This is a genomic window from Neobacillus sp. DZ-9, from assembly GCF_059587065.1.
On sequence record NZ_JCAIOL010000003.1, the window covers coordinates 362,434 to 381,789 of the forward strand.

Here is a 19,356-nt window from a genome sequence, read left to right on the forward strand (position 1 = left end):
ACTCTATTAAAACCGGCTACCCGTGTCCTCATGGGCCCTTCATGAGGACAATACTCTATTAAAACCGGCTACCCGTGTCCTCATGGGCCCTTCATGAGGACAATACTCTATTAAAACCGGCTACCCGTGTCCTCATGGGCCCTTCATGAGGACAATACTCTATTAAAATTGCCCTCCCCTGTCCTCATGAGCCCTTCATGAGGACAAGATTCGGCAAATATAACTAATTCTGTCCTCATAAAATCCAATTAATCATAAAGTTATAATATCCCTTTATTTTTTACTTCTTCTAACCAAGAAGGAAATTCATTTAGAAGCTGATTATACAATTCTTCATCCGTTGTTCTTTCGATATCTTTAATATGGAAAAAGTTCGCATTATCGACAAAGCGTCCTTCCATTGAGTCTAATTTTTCGAGCACCTCAAAATTGGAATCTCCTATGCCAACAAATTGCCAAAAGATGGGCTTATTTGAAGATTCGACCACTGGTTTCTTAATCGTTCTTTTGCAGCCGCCATCGTTAATAAAAACGATAAATGCGGGTTCAGTTGATGGGGATTCATTGGTGTATTTCATAATAACGTCCTCCATAACAGGAGGCTCATCATTTCTCCCAAATTTATGAATCAAATCGTTATTTAAAATATAGTCTTCAACATAATTGACAAAATCTCTCTCAGTGACTGATTTTAAACGAGAAAATTCATTGTCATACACCCACACATCTAGTGTGCCATCGTCATCGAATTGGCTGGCAACTGCCAAAATCCGCTCAACCACCTTCTGAACAGTACCATTTTTGTATAACCCTCTCATTGAACCAGAAATATCCAATACTAAACCAACTCGAGCCACAACATTTATAAGCTTCTTCTTTTCTAAAACAATACCCGCTTTTTTCTTAAGTAAACTAATTGTTGACATTTTAATTCCCTCCTAATATGTACGGTTGAAGTCCTACCATTGATAAAAGATTCTTCTATTATTATACTCTATTTGAAAAATATGTTAGTGATTTCAACCAATACTAATTTAATATTTTGTATAATATGATAGATTGGTATAAAATAATTTACTGAAATGGATTTGAAATCATGAAGAATAAGAAAAATTTTTTTCAGTTGCTGGTGTTATGTTCAGCTCTAGGGCTGATTTATTTCACCTTTTTACAAATTAAAATTAGTCAATATAGCCATTTGGAATCAGCCAAGAATGCTGATTATTTAATTGTCCTGGGGGCAAGGGTGAAAGGAACCGTCCCTTCACTGGCCTTCGCCAGCAGAATACAGGCAGCAGCGAAATATTTAAAGGAAAACGAAAAGGCAATCGTTATTGCCTCGGGAGGAAAAGGTCCTGGGGAAGATATCTCTGAAGCGGAATCCATCAAGAGAGAGCTTATTAAGAAAGGAATAACCGAGAGTAGGATTATCTTAGAAGATCAATCCACAGATACATATGAAAATATTCGTTTTTCAAAAAAACTAATTCCAAAGGAAGCAAAGGCTGGACTCATCGTTACAAATAATTTTCATATGTATCGGGCTATTTCAATTGCACGTGCCAATGATTTGGAAGTGAAGGGAATACCTGCGAAGACTCCTTTGATAGCTGTACCGAAATCCTATATTCGTGAATATTTAGCGATTACGAAATATTATTTGAAGAGATATTTTCTAGATAGTATATAAGAGTACCAAATTCGGTACTCTTGGTTAATTGGTTCATACGGTTTTTGCATATATGCAAGTATCTCGTAGTTCTTTTCCATCTGCTGAAATAGAATCCTTTTTTAAAATACCTTCTAAATCGAAGCCTAATCGTTCAGCTATGGCTTTACTTCTTACATTTTTTGAATCGCAGCGAATTTCTACCCTTTTCGCATGTAGTTCAGTAAAAGCAAAATTCGTTATTGCTTCCACAGCCTCCGTAATGTACCCTTTTCCACTATAACGTGAGTCAACCCAGTAACCAATCTCAAATTTCGGCACATCCCAGTTAATTCTATGTAAACCAGAAGATCCAATGAATTTGCCACTCTCTTTATCATATAGGTGCAGCCTTAAATCTTCGCGAGTTAAAAACTTGGCGTGTGCATCACGCATGTTCGCTTCAACGTCTAGCTCAGTCTGCTCCCGATGGGCCCAAGGCATCCATGGCTTCAGTTCCTCTATTGAAGCCTGCATAGCTTCGTAAACGGTTTGTCCGTCACCAGGCATTGGTTTGCGGATCTGCAGTCTTTCTGTGGAAAATTCTTCTGGAAAATCTCTTAGTATAGGTTTCATCGTTTTGTCCCCCTTCTGAAATATTAAAATTCGCTATAATTACTGATTTTCCTTTTAAAAAAGCAATTCGCTGATAAAATGAAAAATTCGCTGATAAACGAGTCAGATTCGCTGATAAAACCTAAAAATTCGCCGATAAAAATAAAGAGTCTCGAATTGAACCTATTTTAAAAAGCATTACCTATTCAAAAAGGCCCTTCCGGAAAGGAAAGGCCCCATGAAAGAGTATTTTTAGTATGCTTTTGCCCAATAAACCATCTTATCTGCTTCTTTTCCACAGCATACACATTTATCGGACAGATTTTCTTGTTCGAAGGGGATACAACGAGATGTCGCCGTCGTGTCCTCTTTAATTTTTTCCTCGCAGGCTAACTCGCCGCACCACATTGCTTTAATAAAGCCTGGTTTTGCTTCAAGTGATTCCTTTAATTCAGGAAGAGTCAAGGCAACAGTGGTTCTTTCTTCACGGTGATTCAATGCTTTGTTATATAAATTGCTTTGAATGTCATCCAATAATTCAACTAACTTTGTTTCTAATTGATCCAAAGGAACAATTACCTTCTCTAACGTATCCCGTCTTACTAAAACAACTTGCTTGTTTTCAATGTCCTTTGGTCCGACTTCCAGACGAACTGGAATACCCTTCATCTCGTACTCATTGAACTTCCAGCCTGGTTTTTTGTCGCTGGCATCAATATCAACACGAGCAACAGCCCCAAGAGAATTTTTCAAATCGTAGGCAAAGTCAAGCACGCCTTCTTTATGCTGTGCAATTGGTACAATCATAACTTGAGTTGGTGCTGCTTTTGGCGGAATCACAAGACCGCGGTCGTCGCCGTGAACCATGATTAGTGCTCCGATAATTCTTGTTGTAAAGCCCCATGATGTTTGGTGAACATATTGAAGCTTACCTTCTTTGTCCGTATATTGAATACCGAATGCTTCAGCAAACCCTGTTCCAAAGTGATGGGAAGTTCCAGATTGTAATGCTTTTCCGTCGTGCATTAGGCTTTCAATTGTAAAAGTAGCCTTAGCACCGGCAAATTTTTCTTTTTCCGTCTTTTGCCCTTTTACAACAGGGATCGCAAGAATTTCTTCACAAATTGCCGCATAAACATTCAGCATTTTAATGGTTTCTTCCATCGCGTCCTCGTCAGTCGCATGGGCCGTATGACCTTCCTGCCATAAGAACTCTAAGGTCCTTAAGAAAGGACGGGTTGTTTTTTCCCAGCGGACTACGTTAGCCCATTGATTATACAGCTTTGGTAAATCTCTATAGGAATGAATGATATTTTTGTAATGCTCGCAGAATAAAACCTCTGAAGTCGGACGGACAACTAATCTCTCTGCCAATTCTTCAGAACCGCCATGTGTAACCCACGCTACTTCAGGTGCAAAACCTTCAACATGATCCTTTTCTTTTTGAAGCAGGCTCTCTGGGATAAATAATGGCATGTAGACATTTTCATGCCCGGTTTCTTTAATGCGGCGGTCTAATTCATTTTTAATATTATCCCATAATGCATAACCGTATGGGCGGATAATCATTGAACCGCGGACGCTTGAATAATCAATTAAATCTGCTTTTGTGACAACATCTGTATACCACTGGGCGAAATCCTCGTCCATGCTGGTTACATCTTTTACAAATTCCTTTGCCATTTTGACACCTCATTATTAAAATTAAATATAAAAAGGCCTTGATCCTAAAAAGGGACCAAGGCCTGGCGGTACCACCCTAAATTCATAAAGCAAAAAGCTTTATACACTTTCCATGATAACGGACTCTATCCGCATGTATCTTCAAAATATCCGATACAGAACTCAGAGGCAGGTTCAAATGACCGTCTTAAGAAACCTCGCACCAATGGTTTCCTCTCTTTGTAAGACCGTTTCAATTTACTAGTCCTCGTCAATGTTTCAATACTATTTTTTGAAAATTATATCTGTCCCAATACGAAAAGTCAAATCTTATTTTGGGATATTTTTCTTTAGCAATAAAAATACTGCTTTCAACAAATAGATAAATCGGTTAAAATTCAAATAATTAGGAAATAACGGGGTGATTTGCATGAAAAAAGAAGACAAGGATGAACTCGAGCAGGAAGAGGAAGAAAAAGAATTATTGCTTGAACTTATTAGAATGCAAAATGAAACCCTAAAACGCATTTATAAAAATACTCTAGATAAAGAAAATAACTCTAAGCCTTAATATTCATAAAACGTTCAATTGCTTCTATCTCCGATTCAAATATTTACAATTATAATATTCTTATGTTGTTTAATCTTAATAATCCTTAACGACATAAGAGGAGACAAATATGGACATTTTTTCGATTATTTCAGCAGCAATTGTTACGATTTGCTCAGGGTATTCTATTTTTCTTGTTTACCGCAATAAAACCAAACTGGCAGGTACACAAGGTGTCATGATCAGCATGGTCATTGCGGTTATCACTGGCCTGCTTTCAGGGAGTATCATCGGCATTTGTTCCGGCGAAACCTTCCTTGTCGTGGGAGTCAGCATGATTATTGGATTCGTTATTGGGTTCTTAGCTGGACATCCGATTGGATTATTGGCAATTTTAACGGGTTCGATTGCAGGTTTGATAGGTGGTATAAATGGCGCGATACTCGGAGTATTTCTTCAATTCTTAAACCCTGCGATTTTATTAGGTATTTTAGTTGGGTTTTATATTCTTATCATCGGTTTTGTCATTGTTTATATTTTTGTAGCGACAAATAGTAAATATTCTATAAATACCGAAGAGTTATCACCTTTTGCAATTATTGGTGCAGGAATTGTGCTTGTTTCCTTATTTTTATTTATGTATTCCAGCGATATGGTCAAAATTCCAGGCCAAACAGAAACCGCTCATGCTGAGACCACACAGGAGATTGCGAATACTGAGGTGGATGTGACAAAGGAACAAACTCCAAAAGTAAAAATGCTTGTAACCGAAAAGGGTTATAGCCCTAACTTAATCAGGGTTAAAAAAGGGGTGCCTGTTCAATTGGAAATCCAAAATCCGCTAGAGAACAGTTGTTTATCCACTTTTATGATTCCAGACTTTAATATTAATAACGTTAACCTTAAGACCGGTACAACTAATCTCACATTTACACCGAACAAATCAGGGGAATATACCTTTAGCTGCGGAATGAAAATGTTTAAAGGCACAATAATTGTTGAATAGAAATGAGCAAAGCACACGAACCAAATCCGTGTGCTCTTTCCATATTAATCTACATTACCTCAAAATCTTCTTCTTGGCTTTTTCTTCTTTTTCGATCAGCGCTTAGAACTTTAATTGATAAATAGATACCTGTCCCCGTTAAAAATATCATGGCAATTGCAGTTAGGTCGATCAACCATTTGATGTTTGTATTGCCAATTCTCCCTTCATGCAGACCTCTTATCGTGCTTAAGATAGAGCCCTGACCCATACCTTCACCTCGTGCTCTGAAAGCGAAATTACCGTTATTTCCAAACCCCGGTGGTCCTTGGAATTGACCATTCGCTTGACCATTCGCTTGACCTTGCATTTGACTGTTCGGTTGTCCTGAATTTTGACTCATACCTTGACCTGCTTGTCCTTGATTAAATTGCCTTTGGTTAAATTGTCCCGGTTGGAAATTGCCACGGCCGCCCTCTACCTGGGATTGTCCAATAAGCCAAGGTTCGTTCAACAGCAGTCCCGTGATAGATTCCATAAAGATTAGGACAGAAGCAATTAAGCCAATCCATAAATGTGCTCTTCTCATTTTTTTCATATAAATTGTTCTCCCTTCTAATTTCCATGCTGTATTTGGACAAATTGATAAGGTTATTATGAAGGGCTTTCCTTAAGATTTTCTTAAGAAAAGGGGCTGTTAACATAGTTGTTGATTTACGCTCCAATCAACAGGTTTCAAAATGAACAATAACCTTTAAAACAGTCTTAAAAAAAGAACCCAAATTAATTTTTTTGGGTTCTTGGAAAAATGATTTCTATTTTCGTGCCCTTTCCAAGGGTACTATGAACTTTTGTTTTTCCATGATGTTTCTCAATGATCCATTTGGCGATCGATAAACCAAGGCCGGTTCCTTCAGCAGCTGTCCGGGCTTTATCACTTTGATAAAAACGGTCAAAGATTTTAGGAATATCTTGTTCAGGAATACCGATTCCATTATCCTTTACCTCAAGAATAATCGAAGAATGGGTTTGCCTGCAGGAAAGCAGGATATCCCCGCCTTCGTTTGTGTATTTCATGGCATTATCTAACAAAATCACAATCAGCTGATGAATCCTTTCTTTATCCGCATAAAATCTAACTGGTTCATTGGCTTCTATCCGCAGCGACTTTTCTTGGTACATCACGATTTCTTCGTAGTGTTGAAGGATTTCCTTTAAAAGGTCATCCAGCTGAAACGAATCTTTCTTCATTTCGATTTGATCGGAGTCAGACCGTGCCAGCGTTAAAAGGTTAGCTACCAGCTTGGACATGCGTCTTGATTCGGTAGAAATCGCAGACACATCAAGTATTTTATCCTGCACAGTAGCGGAAGGACTTCGGAACAATAAATCCGTCTTTGCCTGGATAACCGCAAGCGGCGTCCTTAACTCATGTGATGCATCAGAAACAAACTCCTGCTGCTTCTGCCAGGCATTTTTAATCGGGACTAGCGCCTTGCCAGCCAAGAAATACCCCGCCGCTATCGCACAGATAATTCCAAGGCCACAGCCTATCAGCATAATTAACAAAAGCCTGTCCAACAATTCCTTTTCTGAATTCACATTACGAATGAATTGAACAGTAATTTTTCCCAATACAGGAGTATCCACTTTAAAAGCCACATACCGATATGAAAAGTTTTCTACATCAACATCCTGCAACGTTTTTAACTTTTTCGGTCGAATAATTTTTTCGTTATTTTGAAAAATCTCAGATTCTCGGTTTTGTTCTGCTACAAGATTGTTATTCTCATCCCAAATCAAGGTCATGATTCGCGGATCTCTCCGAATGAACCTAGGACCAGGATCTACTTCATCATGCTTAGCACTTAGCCCAGGCGGCCGTTGCTCTTCAATATGGTTCACGGATTCCAATAGCGACTGATTTACATCCTTATAAAGCCGATTTTCTGTATAAAAATAAATGATGCTGCCAAGGGTGCTAATCAAAATGATAAAGACTAAGGAGTTTAACAGAGTAAGTCTAATATGTGTTTGACGAAACATGATATACTCCTATTCCTCGCTAAGCATATATCCTACGCCACGAATCGTTTTGATATCGACATGATACCCATATGGTTCTAGCTTTTTTCGGAGATGGTGCATAAACACTTCGACAATTGCAATCGTCGTATCGGAATCAAAGCCCCAAACCCTGTCATAAATTTGTTCTTTTGTTAAAATCGCGCCTTTGTTTTGAATCAAATATTCCAATAGCTCATACTGCTTAGTAGTAAGCTTTATAGAATCACCATCGACTTGAATATCTCTTTCCTTCCCGAGGAGTTCAATTCCCCGGTACTGAATCGTTTGATTGGTTGTTAAACTGCCGCTTCTTCTTAATAATGCCCGAATTCTTGCCTTTAGCTCAGCAGCCTGAAACGGCTTCACTAAATAATCGTCACCGCCGAAGTCCAAACCTTTTACTCGGTCCTCTAAGGAATCCCTGGCTGTCAGAAATAAGACAGGGATTTTGATGCCGTCCCGCCGGATAGTTTGCAACACTTCAAATCCGTCAATTTCCGGAATCATTACATCTAAGACAATCGCATCATGAATATTCTGCATTGCTAAAAACAATGCATCCTCCCCATTGGATGCTTGATCCACTTCAAATTCATCCGATAAAAGCTCGACAATGGATTCTAATAATGGAAGATTGTCTTCTACAACTAATAACCGCATATTAATCTCTCCAATTTTAATAAAGGCTTATTTAATACAATTATTATATAGCAAACGAAGCGGACACAACATAGTCGAGTCCGCCATAAACGTATTTATTCATAACGAAGGGCTTGAATTGGGTTCAATTTAGATGCTTTATTAGCAGGGAACACCCCAAATACCACACCTACAGCCAATGAGAATAAGAAGGATAAAAGCATTACGGATGATGTAAAGGAAACGGTTAAACTTAGAATAGAGGAAAGTAGTTTCCCAATTCCGACTCCGGCTAGGATTCCAATTAGACCGCCAACACCACTTAATACGACTGCTTCAATAAGGAACTGGAGGAGAACATCACGCCTTTTCGCTCCAATGGCTTTGCGAATCCCGATTTCCTTTGTTCGTTCAGATACGGAAACAAGCATAATATTCATAATGCCAATGCCACCGACTAATAAGGAGATGCTGGCAATTCCGCCTAACATCATCGTCATTGTACTGGAAACTGAGCTCATCGTATCCATGATATCCTGCTGGTTGGTCACACTATAGGAATCACTCTTGCCGGGATACATTGAAGCCATTGTCATTTCTACCTCATTCATGACAAAATCCATTTGATCCTCGCTTTTTCCTTGTAAATAAACTTGATTAATCGATGTGCTTTTCACTAAACGCTGCCCGGTGCTTAGCGGGACAATCACGACATTATCGCCGCTTTGACCTAGCGAGCTTCCTTTAGATGCGAGAACCCCAACCACTTTAAAGGAAGTGCCTTCAATTTGAATATATTGACCTACAGGATTATCCCCACCAAAAAAGGTGGAGGCCGTTTCCGATCCGATAACGGCAATTTTCTGCCTATATTCAATATCAAGATCGTTAATAAAACGCCCATTACTTACCTTTGTATCCCGAACTTTGGAATAATCGGCATTGGTCCCTGTTAACGAAACTTGTGAATTGGTCCGATCCTTTTTCACGTTTACACGGCCGGAAACCACCGGTGATAATGCTTTGACGCCATTCAGTTTACTCAGCTCATTTATTTTATCTTCTGTTAAGGTTAAATCCGTCCCAAAGGTATTAATCGTCAGAAGATTTGTTCCTAGCTGATTGATTTGGCTGGTTACGTTCTTTGCCGAACCTTGGGCGATCGACACGAGCACGATGACGGAGGAAACACCAATGATCATGCCGAGCATGGTTAATGCTGACCTTAGCTTATTACTTTGAATGCTGCGCAGTGCCATTTTAATAGATTGCAAAATTCCCAATGAGTTCACCCCCATTTTCCTGAAGCTGACCGTCCTGAATGCTGACCATTCGCCTTGCTTCTTTAGCAATCGCTAAATCGTGGGTAATTAAAATGATCGTATGGCCTAACTCGTTTAATTCTTTCATTACCTGTAATATTTCCTTGCTGGTTTTACTGTCCAGTGCACCTGTCGGTTCATCAGCGAGAAGGATAGCTGGATTGCCAACAAGGGCTCTGGCAATCGCTACCCGCTGCTGCTGGCCTCCTGAAAGCTGTGTCGGTAAATGACCTGAACGCTCTTTCAATCCAACCTTACTAAGGCCCGCTATAGCTCTCTCTCGTCGCTCTTTTACTGGAACACCGCTATATAACAAGGGCAGTTCCACATTTTCAAGTGCGGTTAATTTTGTTAATAGATTAAAATTTTGAAAAATAAATCCGATTTTTTGGTTCCGAATCGTTGCTAACTGATTATCATTCATTTTTCCAATATCCTTACCATCAAGGAGATACTTACCTGCCTGTGGCCGGTCCAGGCAGCCAAGCATGTTCATTAAGGTTGATTTACCTGAACCTGATGGGCCAATAATAGCTAGAAATTCTCCTTTTTGAATATCGAGAGAAACATTATTTAAGGCATGAACCGTTTCGCCACCGAGTTTATAGGATTTCATTAAGTTACTAATTTGAATAATCGGTCTCACCACTAGTTTCCGCTCCTTCCGGTAAATTGCCTTTGTCCGGTTCCGCTGCGGTTAAAGCCGCCAGTGTTACCGAAACCGCCGAATCCTCCTCCAAAGCCGCTGCCCTGCATCATTCTTTGGCCATTATTCGAAGTACTTCCAGTGGCTAATTGCGGTAACTGAACGGTTTCTCCTGCCGTTACTCCATCGGTAATCTCCACATAATCTTCATTCGCTAACCCCGTTTTAACAGTTTTTTGCTCGGTCCCTGAATTTTGATTCGTTGTATCTGATGATGCGATAATGACATATTTTTGATTATTGGACGTGTAAATGGCATCAAGTGGTACATAAAGGGCATTCTCTTTACTTGCCGTTAAAATGCTGGCTTCGGTACTCATTCCTACTTTAAGATTGTCTGGTTTGTCGATATGGATTGTTACATCAAAGGTAGAAACACCATTTGATGAAGTCCCTTCCTCGGCAATTGCTGTAACTTTTCCCGTGTACGCTTGATCTGGAAAGGCGTTTACTTTTAAACTAACCGTTTGGCCATTTTTAATTTTTGGAATATCAAGTTCATCAATTTGAACGACGGTTTGTAAATCTTTGTAGTTTGTTAAATGAGCAACTACTTGTCCGTTTGTCACACGTTCTCCTGCAGTAACGGCAAGAGTGGTGACGACACCATCAGCAGGTGCTGTGACAGGGTCACTTCCGTCTGTAAAGGTAATAAGCTCGTCCCCTTTCTTTACCTCTTCACCGGCAACAGCTAACACTTCGTCTATTTCATTGTTATCAATCGTTGATTTAATGTCTTCACTCGTAACTGGCTGTACCGTTCCAGAACCACTGATCTTCACTTCTAATTTGCCTTGCTGGACAACGGCAGTCCTTACACTGGCTGAAGCCGTTTTTGTGCCATTTTTTGATGAATACCATTGGTAGCCAACAAACCCCACTAGCAAAATACCCAAAGAAATATAGATCCATTTTTTCATTTTTGCCTACTCCTTTTTTCCAGTCCGACTGCCTGGAGATGAATTATTTTGGAATAAGCCTATTATTCAATTCATTCCTTAACTTTTCCTTAATGAAAATAATTGAAGCACGCTGAACCTGAGTCAGCGTGCTTCTTTTCTATTTTAATGGATTAAAATATTCCGTTTTTACTATTCCATAGTAGGCCAAGTCTTCGTATTCTCCCCATTTATGGACATGCTGATTTAAGGTGCCTTCATGCTTCATCCCAATTTTCTCCATAATTCTCCATGAGCCTTGATTGTTCGTAAATGCTGCTGCAAAAATTCGATTTAGATGGAGTTCTTCAAAGCCAAGTTTAATGACTGACTTTGCCGCCTCGGTTCCATATCCCTTTCCCCAATATTCCTTTCCAATCCAATAAGCAAGTTCTCCTCTTTCATGGTGGATATTGATAGAAATGTTGATAATGCCTATTAAAATACCATCCTCTTTTTTTGTGACGGCGAAAATAACAAGCTTTCCCTCTTTCTCAGCATTATTCATCTTTAAAATGAACTGCTTCGCAGCTCCTTTTGGATAAGGGTGCGGAATGGTCAATGTGGTTTTTGCTATTTCATAATCTCCCGCAAGTTCTTCCACCTGCTCTGCATCACTTAATAACAGCGGCCTCAGCAGCAATCGTTCCGTTTCAATCATATTCTTTATCCCCTCCCTATTGCATTTTTTATTCATTTTAGCATCATATTCCATTACGGAATGACGAAAACTTATTTTAAATGAAACTTTTCCAAAGCTTAACCGTACATATTATTAATTAACAAATTAGGAGTGAAAAGTGTGGGTGTTTCCCTTAGTAAAGGCCAAAAGGTGGATTTGACAAAATCCCATCCCGGCCTTCAAAATGTCGTTGTCGGCCTAGGATGGAATATTAATAACCCGGGTTCTAACTTTGATTTGGATGCTTCCGCTTTTTTATTAGGTGCATCTGGAAAAGCAAACAGTGATCAAGATTTTGTTTTTTATAACAATCCCTCCGGTGGAAATGGTTCCGTCCTATACAGTGGAGATAATCGTATTGGCTCCGGAGTAAGGGATGACGAACAAATCAGAATTGATTTAAACAGAGTTCCTGAACATATACACCGAATTGCTTTCACGATTACGATTCATGATGCCCAAATGAAACGGCAAAATTTCGGACAGGTATCCGATTCCTACGTCCGGATTTTTAATGAATTGACGAATGAGGAATTACTAAGATTTAACTTAGGTAGAGATTTCACAGTAGAAACAGCCATTGTCGCAGCCGAATTATATCGCCATAATGGAGAATGGAAATTTAATGCGATTGCGAGCGGATTTCAAGGGGGCTTAGCAGCATTATGCAGGAATTTTGGGATTACAGTTGACGATCCTGCTCCTGCCGTACCAATTCAGCCATCACTACAACAAAATTATCAACAGAGTCCAAGCACGCAAAATTCATATCAGCAAAATACAAGTAATAATAATCCATATCAGCAAAACCAAACTCATTATGATCCATATAGGCAAAGTCAAAATAACCAAAATACCTATCAGCAGCAGCCCATTCATTTGCAGCCTGAACCATCAAACCGGCAGCCTGCTTATGGATATCCAGCGCAGAGCTATTCAACATCCTCGCCTTCTGCTCATACATATGGCGGAGATGACATCGTTTGTCCGCGCTGTCACTCTCCGAACGTACGGACCGGAAAGAAGGGCTTTGGTCTTGGAAAGGCAGCTGTTGGCGGTCTGATCCTTGGTCCTGTTGGCCTGCTCGGCGGTTTTATTGGAAAAAATCAATTAAAGTTTACCTGTAACAATTGTGGAAGCACCTGGTCTCCTTCCAATACGGATTATATGGAATGGGCCAATACGCAAAAGAAGAAAGCACAAGAATTATTTAATCGTTATAAAAGCCAGGATGTTTTGGAGGCAGTTGTGGCCGCATGTGCATTGACAGCCATGGCAGATGGATACTTAGATGCTTCAGAAAGACAAAAGATGCTTGATTTTGTCCATCAAAGTGAAGAATTACGAGTTTTTGATACCAACAAAGTCATTCAAAAATTCAATATGTTCGTATCTAAAATGGAACATGACCGGATGATGGGCCGGACTGAAGCCTTCCGTGCCTTAGGTAAAATAAGGCCAAAACCAGAAATCGCCCGCTTAGTAGCCCGCTATTGTATTGCCATTGGATATGCTGATGGACAATTCGATCAAAATGAACAGCAGATGGTTGCTGACATATGCCGCGAGCTAGGCTTAAATCCAGCTGAGTTTCTATCTTAAATAGACATAGCGAAAGCCTCGTTCCTAACTAGGAATCGAGGCTTTTCTTTTTATACTTTCCAAACCCGTTTATTTTCTACCCGCTTCGTTAGTCCTTGTGCATCCAATCGTTCTAAAAATGGAATCATGTATTTACGTGAAAGCTCCAACACTTCCTTTGCTTCCCCCACATCAAACTCGGTGCCCGTTTGCCTGCGAAGCTTTTCCACTGCAGCTGCAAACACATCCCCATGATAAGCAAATTGTTCATCCAATGGAACAATTAAGGCTTCATCCTCTAGAAACCGTTTTAAATCCGGCAATATATTTTCAGGAATACCCGCTGCATTAAAATAATCTTTTACATAACGAACCTTTAATCCATCGCTTTTCATTTCCACTAGCATATTTTCTGTCCTCTTTGCCCAGCTTTTCGTCACATGAGGAACAAAGGAAACTAATGAAACAAATTGCTCTCTTCGCTTAAATATGCCATTTGTGATTCCATTTTCAATCACATAATCCAGCAGCGATTTAGGAAATCTTTTTTGCATGGATTGTAGCAGCTCTGCTTTATTTAAACCCTGTTTCATCGAATGAGTTTGATGAAACTCCTGCAATCTATCAAAAATATCTTCTTCAATTGAATTGATTACTAGTCGAAGAGAGTATTCCTTTCCATTATATAAAACAAATTCTTCATCACCCAAATGTTTGTTTAAGGTTGCTTCATCAAGTGCAGTCCGCTTTATCAGCTCTGTGAGAGGCAGGCTTTTCGCTTCGAATAAAGCAGCCATCATTCGTTCTTTCGGAGAACCTGCCTTTTTCTTTTCAAGTTCTTCAATGGTTTGATTCCCAAAGCGATATTTTTGGCCTCTGGGGTCTATAACCCAGCCGCCGCCAATTGTTTCCTGCGGGCTTGGCCTGCGTAAAATAAAACGGTCGCCCCGCTTTGTGAGAATTTCTTCTTCAAGCCTTAGCTGGCAAAGGATTTCTCCATTTTCTTCTTTAATTTCATTTCGGTCAAAGAAAACAATTCTTCCCATAACCTCAGCTGTACCAATATGCAGCTTAATTGGCATTCGCTGCTTCACTAAATGCTCGAGTTCATCGACAATTCGAATAGCTACATCAATAGTCTTAGTAACGATAAAATGTTCGGAAGAAACCAGGACATCCCCCCGTTCCAGGTCTTCCCTAGAAACACCAGAGAGGTTTAAAGCGGCTCTTTGCCCTGCATAGGCTTTTTGTGCTGGATGATGATGGACTTGTATTTGACGGCTTCGAACTTCGATTCCTTTTGGCATGATGAGTAATGCCTGCCCTTCCTCGACAGTCCCTTCATAAACCGTTCCACGGACAACGGTTCCCTGTCCTTTTACAGTGAACACTTGATCAATCGGAAGGCGAAAAGCTCCTTTGGCATCACGCATTTCTTGCTCCTTTAATGTCTGAATAATCAATTCTTTAATTTCACTGATTCCCTTATGGGAAAGGCTGTCCACCAGCACAAAGGGGGCATCTTCAAAAACAGTATCAGTAAGTTCTTCTAAAATATCATCCTTAACGAGTTCAATAAAATCCTCATCAACCCGGTCGATTTTCGTTATCGCTACTAAACCATTTTTCACACCCAAAAATTTTAAAATATCAAGATGTTCCCGCGTTTGAGGCATGACTCCTTCATCAGCAGCAACGACCAGAACGACAAGGTCTATTCCAGCCACCCCAGCAATCATTTGCCTAATAAACCGTTCATGACCAGGAACGTCAATCACAGATATCTGAATTTCTTCATCTTCATATAGTGGAGCAAATCCTAGTTCAATCGAGATTTGTCTTTCTTTTTCTTCCTTTAAACGGTCGGTATCGACATTGGTAAGTGCCTTTGTTAGGGACGTTTTACCATGGTCGATATGTCCTGCCATTCCAATCGTAAAATATCGTTTTTCCAAGTTTGCCACCTACTTTATCGGTCTTCCCCTTTACTGTAGCTTTAAAAGGAACATTGTTCAAGCGAACTTTTTAGACAAAATCATAAGCCCCAACAGCCCCGCAATATTCCCCTTTATCTAAAAAGACGGTTTCTAGCTCAAATCTTTTCATAAAGTATTCTAGAGTGGATGTTAAAGATTCATTTCTAATTAAGGTGCTGCCAATAAGGACAATTGTTTTAACCTGATGAATGGCGGCAGATTGCAGCGTTAGGAGGGCAATTGTTTCTGCGATCAAATTTGTAACAGCAGCCATTCGATCGGCATCTGAATGCTTCACCTTTAATCCTTTTGCAAAGTTAGCAGCAGTTAAATGCCCATCAATTGGCGGTTCGGCCGATTCATAAATATCTTTTACCAGCAGATCGATATTCTCTTTTTCTCCTTTATTTGCAAGATTGATAAGAGCCTGAAAATCTTCCTTTTTGGTTAATATGGAGCCCAGCCCGACAAATGTACCTCCGCCAATTCCACTGCCGAGTATTCGCTCATACTTTTCTCCAACTACTAAATGCCAGGATGTTCCCGTTCCAATGTTCACGATTAAAAAAGGTTGATCACTGCTTTTCTCCTCCTCAAGCATTAAAATTCTTGCCCCTTCACAGGTCGCTTGAAACTCAGGAATATGTACGGCACTAGGTAAATACTTTTTTTGAATTAGATGTGCCTTTCCCCCCGTTAAGCCGACACTTACATTTGGAGCGACTATATTGAACCATGAAATGGCTTCATTTAATTGATTTATAGGATACTTTTTATAATGTTTTTTATTACTTTCCTGATAAACGATTTTCACGAGTGTCCCGCCTGCGTCAATCCCTGCTTTTTGATGTGGCAATCCTTTCCCCCCTGTGGTTATATAGAAATCGATAAAATAAAACCAAAATAGATTGGACGAACAAATAAATACAGATGGAGTAAAAAATGTTATAGCCATCTTTGTACTTAAAAACGCCCATTTTATGATAGATCCATTCGATTCCAAGCGATAAGGCAGTAAATACTAGGATGTATAACACTTGTTGCTGATCTTTTATTCGAAGTTTTTTATAGAGGAACAAAAAAACATAGCCGGCTGGCGGATATAGGAAATATACAAGTATATCCATGACTGTATAAGCAGGTCCGTCCATAATATCATAAAAATCAAACGGAGTAGCACCGAAGGAATTATCAAAGATACTAGATATGGTCAAGCTATATAAACAGATAAGAACAGTAAATTGTTTTGAAAAAATCTTTGGAAGAAAGTAATAGATGATCCATGAGATAAATACCGCAGCAATCACAAAGTAATCATTTAAACCAAAGCCTTTTTCTGTCAGCATCATCTCCTAAATCCACCTCCTTCCCGTCTAACCGCTTAAACCACTTCAATGCTATAATCATAAAAAACAAGTAGAGAAGATAATACCCTAATGTAAAAAAATGATTCCACTTCTTGAACCTATACAGTTCAAAACTGAGGCTTACTTTATCGAGCCCAAAAATGATTAAACAATAAATGAATAGGCACATTAGCTTTTTATTTTTTTGGCAGTTTACAAATAGAAGTGTGAAAAATGATACAAACAAAGGGATAAACACACTTCTAAAAAGGAGAAAAGCAATATACAATTTTGGCTCTATAGTTGTTTTCATCCATTTAAATGTCTCAAATAAGCCTAAATAGGTATGCGAATTAATGAGGCAGCCTAGTAATACAAGAAAAGCCACTTCTTTTTTCGTGCCCCAGCTTTTTTTACGATTAAAAATGAACAAGCCCATCATCAGCCAACTAATGACAAAATAAAAGGTTATGACCATCAAATCACCTTAATTGAACATTTTCCTGACATCATTACCTCTATGGTTTCCTTATTTTTAAAAATTACTTTATCTTTACTAAATTGAAAAATTTATTCCTAGATGGTCTAAATTTTTTACACAAATAATCTAAAAACTGATGACTAAAACAGTTGATTCTGTTCAATTAGGTAATAGAAATATTGTTGTAAATGTTAATAAGAACGGCAGCAAAACAGCAAAGTTAAATTCCGAAAATAGTTTTCGAGTTATCGAGCTGGAGAAAACCAATAATGCTATTCGTCTGAAAGAAATGGAAACAGGGTCTGCATTTTTAACACCTGAAGAGTTTGCCGCTGTATTATTTTATGCTGATATAGATGAAGATTTAGAATCCGAAATCAAAAAGGTCAAGGAATTCTACAGCAGCAAGTAATTTTAACAATTAAGGAGCCTCAATTTCTGGGCTCCTTAATTGTTTTATTAAAATCCTATCGTTTTCAAATCGTTTTTCAGCATAGATTTTTCATTTTCGTTTTGAACTTGCTCTGCATATTCTTGTGCTAGTTTCGAGTACTCTATCGCTAGGTCGCGCTGATTTAAAAGGAACTTCGCTCGTCCTAATGCTTCATATGCATACCCCACATAAAAGGGTTCTATCTTATGCTCTAAACTAACATCCAAGCAGCGTTCCGCATAAAATTGTGCTCTTTCCCCGTTACCAACGGTTGCATACACTCGTGAAAGCTGCCAGTAACCAATTGATAGATTTTTAGGCGTATGGTCCTCTACTTGTGTCCAATGCCAAAAGGATGAATGAGCAAGATGTACCATTTTCTCCTCATCTTCTATCGTTCTTGTTGTAAGATCAAGGATATCCCACGCGGCATTAAAATATTTTCCGGCAAGTTGTTTGTGTGTGAAAGTAGATGTTTCTTTAACTGTCATTGCATTTCTTCCTTTCTTTTTTCGAAATGGCTAATATATAATCCAGGGACAACCTCAATATCTCCCGTTAACTGAAACCCATTTTTAAGATATAGATTCTTGGCAGGGCTGTTTTCTTTCCCGGTTGATACTTTAAATATCGGTAAGTCAGAATGATTTTTCTCAACATAGGTCAGAAGCATTTGGGCAATCCCTTTTCGAAAATGGTTTGGATGGACAACCATTCGGCAAATCGTAACCACTTGCTCTTGAATAGTGTAAGAGATAGCCCCCGCCAACTCGCTATCTTCAAAATATCCAATAAAGGTTTCCTCACTCTCTTTTAGATCCTCCAAGGACTCTTTTAAGGGCGGTATTTCAAAAAAATTGATTAACTCCGCTTCAACAAGATAGGAAGCTCTTTGAAGGTCAAACAGTTCTTTTAGTAAACAATCATTTTGTAAATTTATCTCTTTGATCATGGTGCTTTCTCCCTTATTATTGCAATATTCCCCTTATACCTTTCTACGTTTCTATCAAAAATACCTCTCTACTTGGAAGTATTCATTATTAATGTTGATTTATTTATATTATAAAATTGGGTATAGTTAATTAATCACAATAAAAGGAGGAAATTGAATGTCTGCGTTAGTTTTTATGGCCCTTTATCGGCCAACGCCTGGTAATGAGGAAGAATTAATGGAAGTCTTGAAAGTACATATTCCTACATTGCGCAAAGAAGGATTATTAACAGACCGTGAGTTATTAACGCTTCAAGCCGAAGATGGTACTATTATCGAAATAGCTGAGTGGAAATCGACGGAAGCGATTGAAAATGCACACCAAAATCCAAATGTTATGGCAGTTTGGAATAAAATTGGTGCAATATCTGAATTGACTAGTCTTTCAACTCTTGCTGAAGCTCAGTACCCGTTTCCTAACTTTAAAGCCCTTTAGGATCCGGTTGAAAAAGGATTCATTGCCCATGAATATGCGAATTCACTCTCTTCGGTAAATGAAAGTGCGTTTCATTTACCTTAAACGAGAAAAAGCACCTTCACCGGGCAATGAATGTGCGTTTCATTTACCGTCAACAGGATAAAACACTCTCCTCGGGCAATGAAAGTCCGTTTCATTTCCCGCCAACAGGATAAAACAAGCTCCTCGGGCAATAAAAGTCCGTTTCATTTACCGTCAACAGGATAAAACAAGCTCCACGGGCAATGAAAGTGTATTTCAATAACAAAAAAGCAGT

General features: G+C 39.0%; 21 protein-coding genes and 1 other annotated feature. Of the genes, 6 read left to right on the forward strand and 15 right to left on the reverse strand.

What is annotated here, in order from left to right; genetic code table 11:
- Positions 1-260: 260 nt before the first annotated feature.
- Positions 261-926 carry a vWA domain-containing protein gene (locus AC59HZ_RS10220; protein WP_496545690.1) on the reverse strand — a complete coding sequence of 222 codons (666 nt, stop codon included), beginning with the start codon at positions 924-926 and terminating at the stop codon, positions 261-263.
- A gap of 170 nt (positions 927-1,096) precedes the next feature.
- Here AC59HZ_RS10220 and AC59HZ_RS10225 point away from each other — a divergent pair, with 170 nt between their 5' ends.
- On the forward strand, positions 1,097-1,690 hold the full coding sequence (locus AC59HZ_RS10225) for a YdcF family protein (protein WP_496545691.1): 594 nt from the start codon (positions 1,097-1,099) through the stop codon (positions 1,688-1,690).
- A gap of 33 nt (positions 1,691-1,723) precedes the next feature.
- Here AC59HZ_RS10225 and AC59HZ_RS10230 read toward each other — a convergent pair whose 3' ends face one another.
- A complete protein-coding gene (locus AC59HZ_RS10230) occupies positions 1,724-2,284 on the reverse strand; it encodes a GNAT family N-acetyltransferase (protein ID WP_496545692.1) in 561 nt (186 codons plus the stop codon).
- 231 nt (positions 2,285-2,515) lie between these two features.
- Positions 2,516-3,946 (reverse strand): proline--tRNA ligase, encoded by a 1,431-nt coding sequence (gene proS / locus AC59HZ_RS10235; RefSeq protein WP_496545693.1) that lies wholly within the window; start codon positions 3,944-3,946, stop codon positions 2,516-2,518.
- Positions 3,947-3,993: 47 nt separating this feature from the next.
- Positions 3,994-4,209 (reverse strand) — a binding site (T-box leader).
- Positions 4,210-4,355: 146 nt separating this feature from the next.
- Here proS and AC59HZ_RS10240 point away from each other — a divergent pair.
- Entirely contained in the window at positions 4,356-4,496 is a 141-nt protein-coding gene (locus AC59HZ_RS10240) for a hypothetical protein (RefSeq protein WP_496545694.1), read from the forward strand.
- Between the two features lie 109 nt (positions 4,497-4,605).
- Positions 4,606-5,481 carry a cupredoxin domain-containing protein gene (locus AC59HZ_RS10245; protein WP_496545695.1) on the forward strand — a complete coding sequence of 292 codons (876 nt, stop codon included), beginning with the start codon at positions 4,606-4,608 and terminating at the stop codon, positions 5,479-5,481.
- A 49-nt stretch (positions 5,482-5,530) separates the two neighbouring features.
- Here AC59HZ_RS10245 and AC59HZ_RS10250 read toward each other — a convergent pair whose 3' ends face one another.
- The 7 genes from AC59HZ_RS10250 to AC59HZ_RS10280 form a co-directional block, all read right to left on the reverse strand.
- Positions 5,531-6,058 (reverse strand): PepSY domain-containing protein, encoded by a 528-nt coding sequence (locus tag AC59HZ_RS10250; RefSeq protein ID WP_496545696.1) that lies wholly within the window; start codon positions 6,056-6,058, stop codon positions 5,531-5,533.
- 185 nt (positions 6,059-6,243) lie between these two features.
- A complete protein-coding gene (locus tag AC59HZ_RS10255; RefSeq protein ID WP_496545697.1) occupies positions 6,244-7,506 on the reverse strand; it encodes a sensor histidine kinase in 1,263 nt (420 codons plus the stop codon).
- A 9-nt stretch (positions 7,507-7,515) separates the two neighbouring features.
- Positions 7,516-8,187 carry a response regulator transcription factor gene (locus tag AC59HZ_RS10260; protein WP_496545698.1) on the reverse strand — a complete coding sequence of 224 codons (672 nt, stop codon included), beginning with the start codon at positions 8,185-8,187 and terminating at the stop codon, positions 7,516-7,518.
- Positions 8,188-8,282: 95 nt separating this feature from the next.
- Positions 8,283-9,449: an ABC transporter permease gene (locus AC59HZ_RS10265; RefSeq protein ID WP_496545699.1), complete on the reverse strand. Its 1,167-nt coding sequence runs from the start codon at positions 9,447-9,449 to the stop codon at positions 8,283-8,285.
- Entirely contained in the window at positions 9,427-10,137 is a 711-nt protein-coding gene (locus AC59HZ_RS10270) for an ABC transporter ATP-binding protein (protein ID WP_496545700.1), read from the reverse strand. The genes AC59HZ_RS10265 and AC59HZ_RS10270 overlap by 23 nt, the downstream gene beginning before the upstream one ends.
- Positions 10,137-11,114 (reverse strand): efflux RND transporter periplasmic adaptor subunit, encoded by a 978-nt coding sequence (locus AC59HZ_RS10275; protein WP_496545701.1) that lies wholly within the window; start codon positions 11,112-11,114, stop codon positions 10,137-10,139. Before AC59HZ_RS10275 ends, AC59HZ_RS10270 begins: the two co-directional genes overlap by 1 nt.
- 139 nt (positions 11,115-11,253) lie before the next feature.
- Entirely contained in the window at positions 11,254-11,793 is a 540-nt protein-coding gene (locus tag AC59HZ_RS10280; protein ID WP_496545702.1) for a GNAT family N-acetyltransferase, read from the reverse strand.
- A 141-nt stretch (positions 11,794-11,934) separates the two neighbouring features.
- On the opposite strand from AC59HZ_RS10280, the gene AC59HZ_RS10285 reads away from it, so the two are divergent.
- On the forward strand, positions 11,935-13,416 hold the full coding sequence (locus AC59HZ_RS10285; protein WP_496545703.1) for a TerD family protein: 1,482 nt from the start codon (positions 11,935-11,937) through the stop codon (positions 13,414-13,416).
- Between the two features lie 50 nt (positions 13,417-13,466).
- Here the strand turns inward: AC59HZ_RS10285 and selB are convergent, their stop codons facing one another.
- The 3 genes from selB to AC59HZ_RS10300 form a co-directional block, all read right to left on the reverse strand.
- On the reverse strand, positions 13,467-15,350 hold the full coding sequence (gene selB, locus AC59HZ_RS10290) for a selenocysteine-specific translation elongation factor (protein WP_496545704.1): 1,884 nt from the start codon (positions 15,348-15,350) through the stop codon (positions 13,467-13,469).
- 70 nt (positions 15,351-15,420) lie between these two features.
- Positions 15,421-16,227, reverse strand: a complete 807-nt coding sequence (coaW, locus tag AC59HZ_RS10295; RefSeq protein ID WP_496545705.1) for a type II pantothenate kinase — start codon at positions 16,225-16,227, stop codon at positions 15,421-15,423.
- Positions 16,202-16,720, reverse strand: a complete 519-nt coding sequence (locus tag AC59HZ_RS10300) for a hypothetical protein (protein ID WP_496545706.1) — start codon at positions 16,718-16,720, stop codon at positions 16,202-16,204. The genes coaW and AC59HZ_RS10300 overlap by 26 nt, the downstream gene beginning before the upstream one ends.
- 614 nt (positions 16,721-17,334) lie before the next feature.
- On the opposite strand from AC59HZ_RS10300, the gene AC59HZ_RS10305 reads away from it, so the two are divergent.
- Entirely contained in the window at positions 17,335-17,610 is a 276-nt protein-coding gene (locus tag AC59HZ_RS10305) for a hypothetical protein (RefSeq protein WP_496545707.1), read from the forward strand.
- 47 nt (positions 17,611-17,657) lie between these two features.
- Here the strand turns inward: AC59HZ_RS10305 and AC59HZ_RS10310 are convergent, their stop codons facing one another.
- On the reverse strand, positions 17,658-18,122 hold the full coding sequence (locus AC59HZ_RS10310) for a hypothetical protein (RefSeq protein ID WP_496545708.1): 465 nt from the start codon (positions 18,120-18,122) through the stop codon (positions 17,658-17,660).
- Entirely contained in the window at positions 18,119-18,583 is a 465-nt protein-coding gene (locus tag AC59HZ_RS10315; protein ID WP_496545709.1) for a GNAT family N-acetyltransferase, read from the reverse strand. The genes AC59HZ_RS10310 and AC59HZ_RS10315 overlap by 4 nt, the downstream gene beginning before the upstream one ends.
- 157 nt (positions 18,584-18,740) lie before the next feature.
- Here AC59HZ_RS10315 and AC59HZ_RS10320 point away from each other — a divergent pair, with 157 nt between their 5' ends.
- Positions 18,741-19,058: an antibiotic biosynthesis monooxygenase family protein gene (locus AC59HZ_RS10320; RefSeq protein ID WP_496545710.1), complete on the forward strand. Its 318-nt coding sequence runs from the start codon at positions 18,741-18,743 to the stop codon at positions 19,056-19,058.
- Positions 19,059-19,356 lie beyond the last annotated feature (298 nt).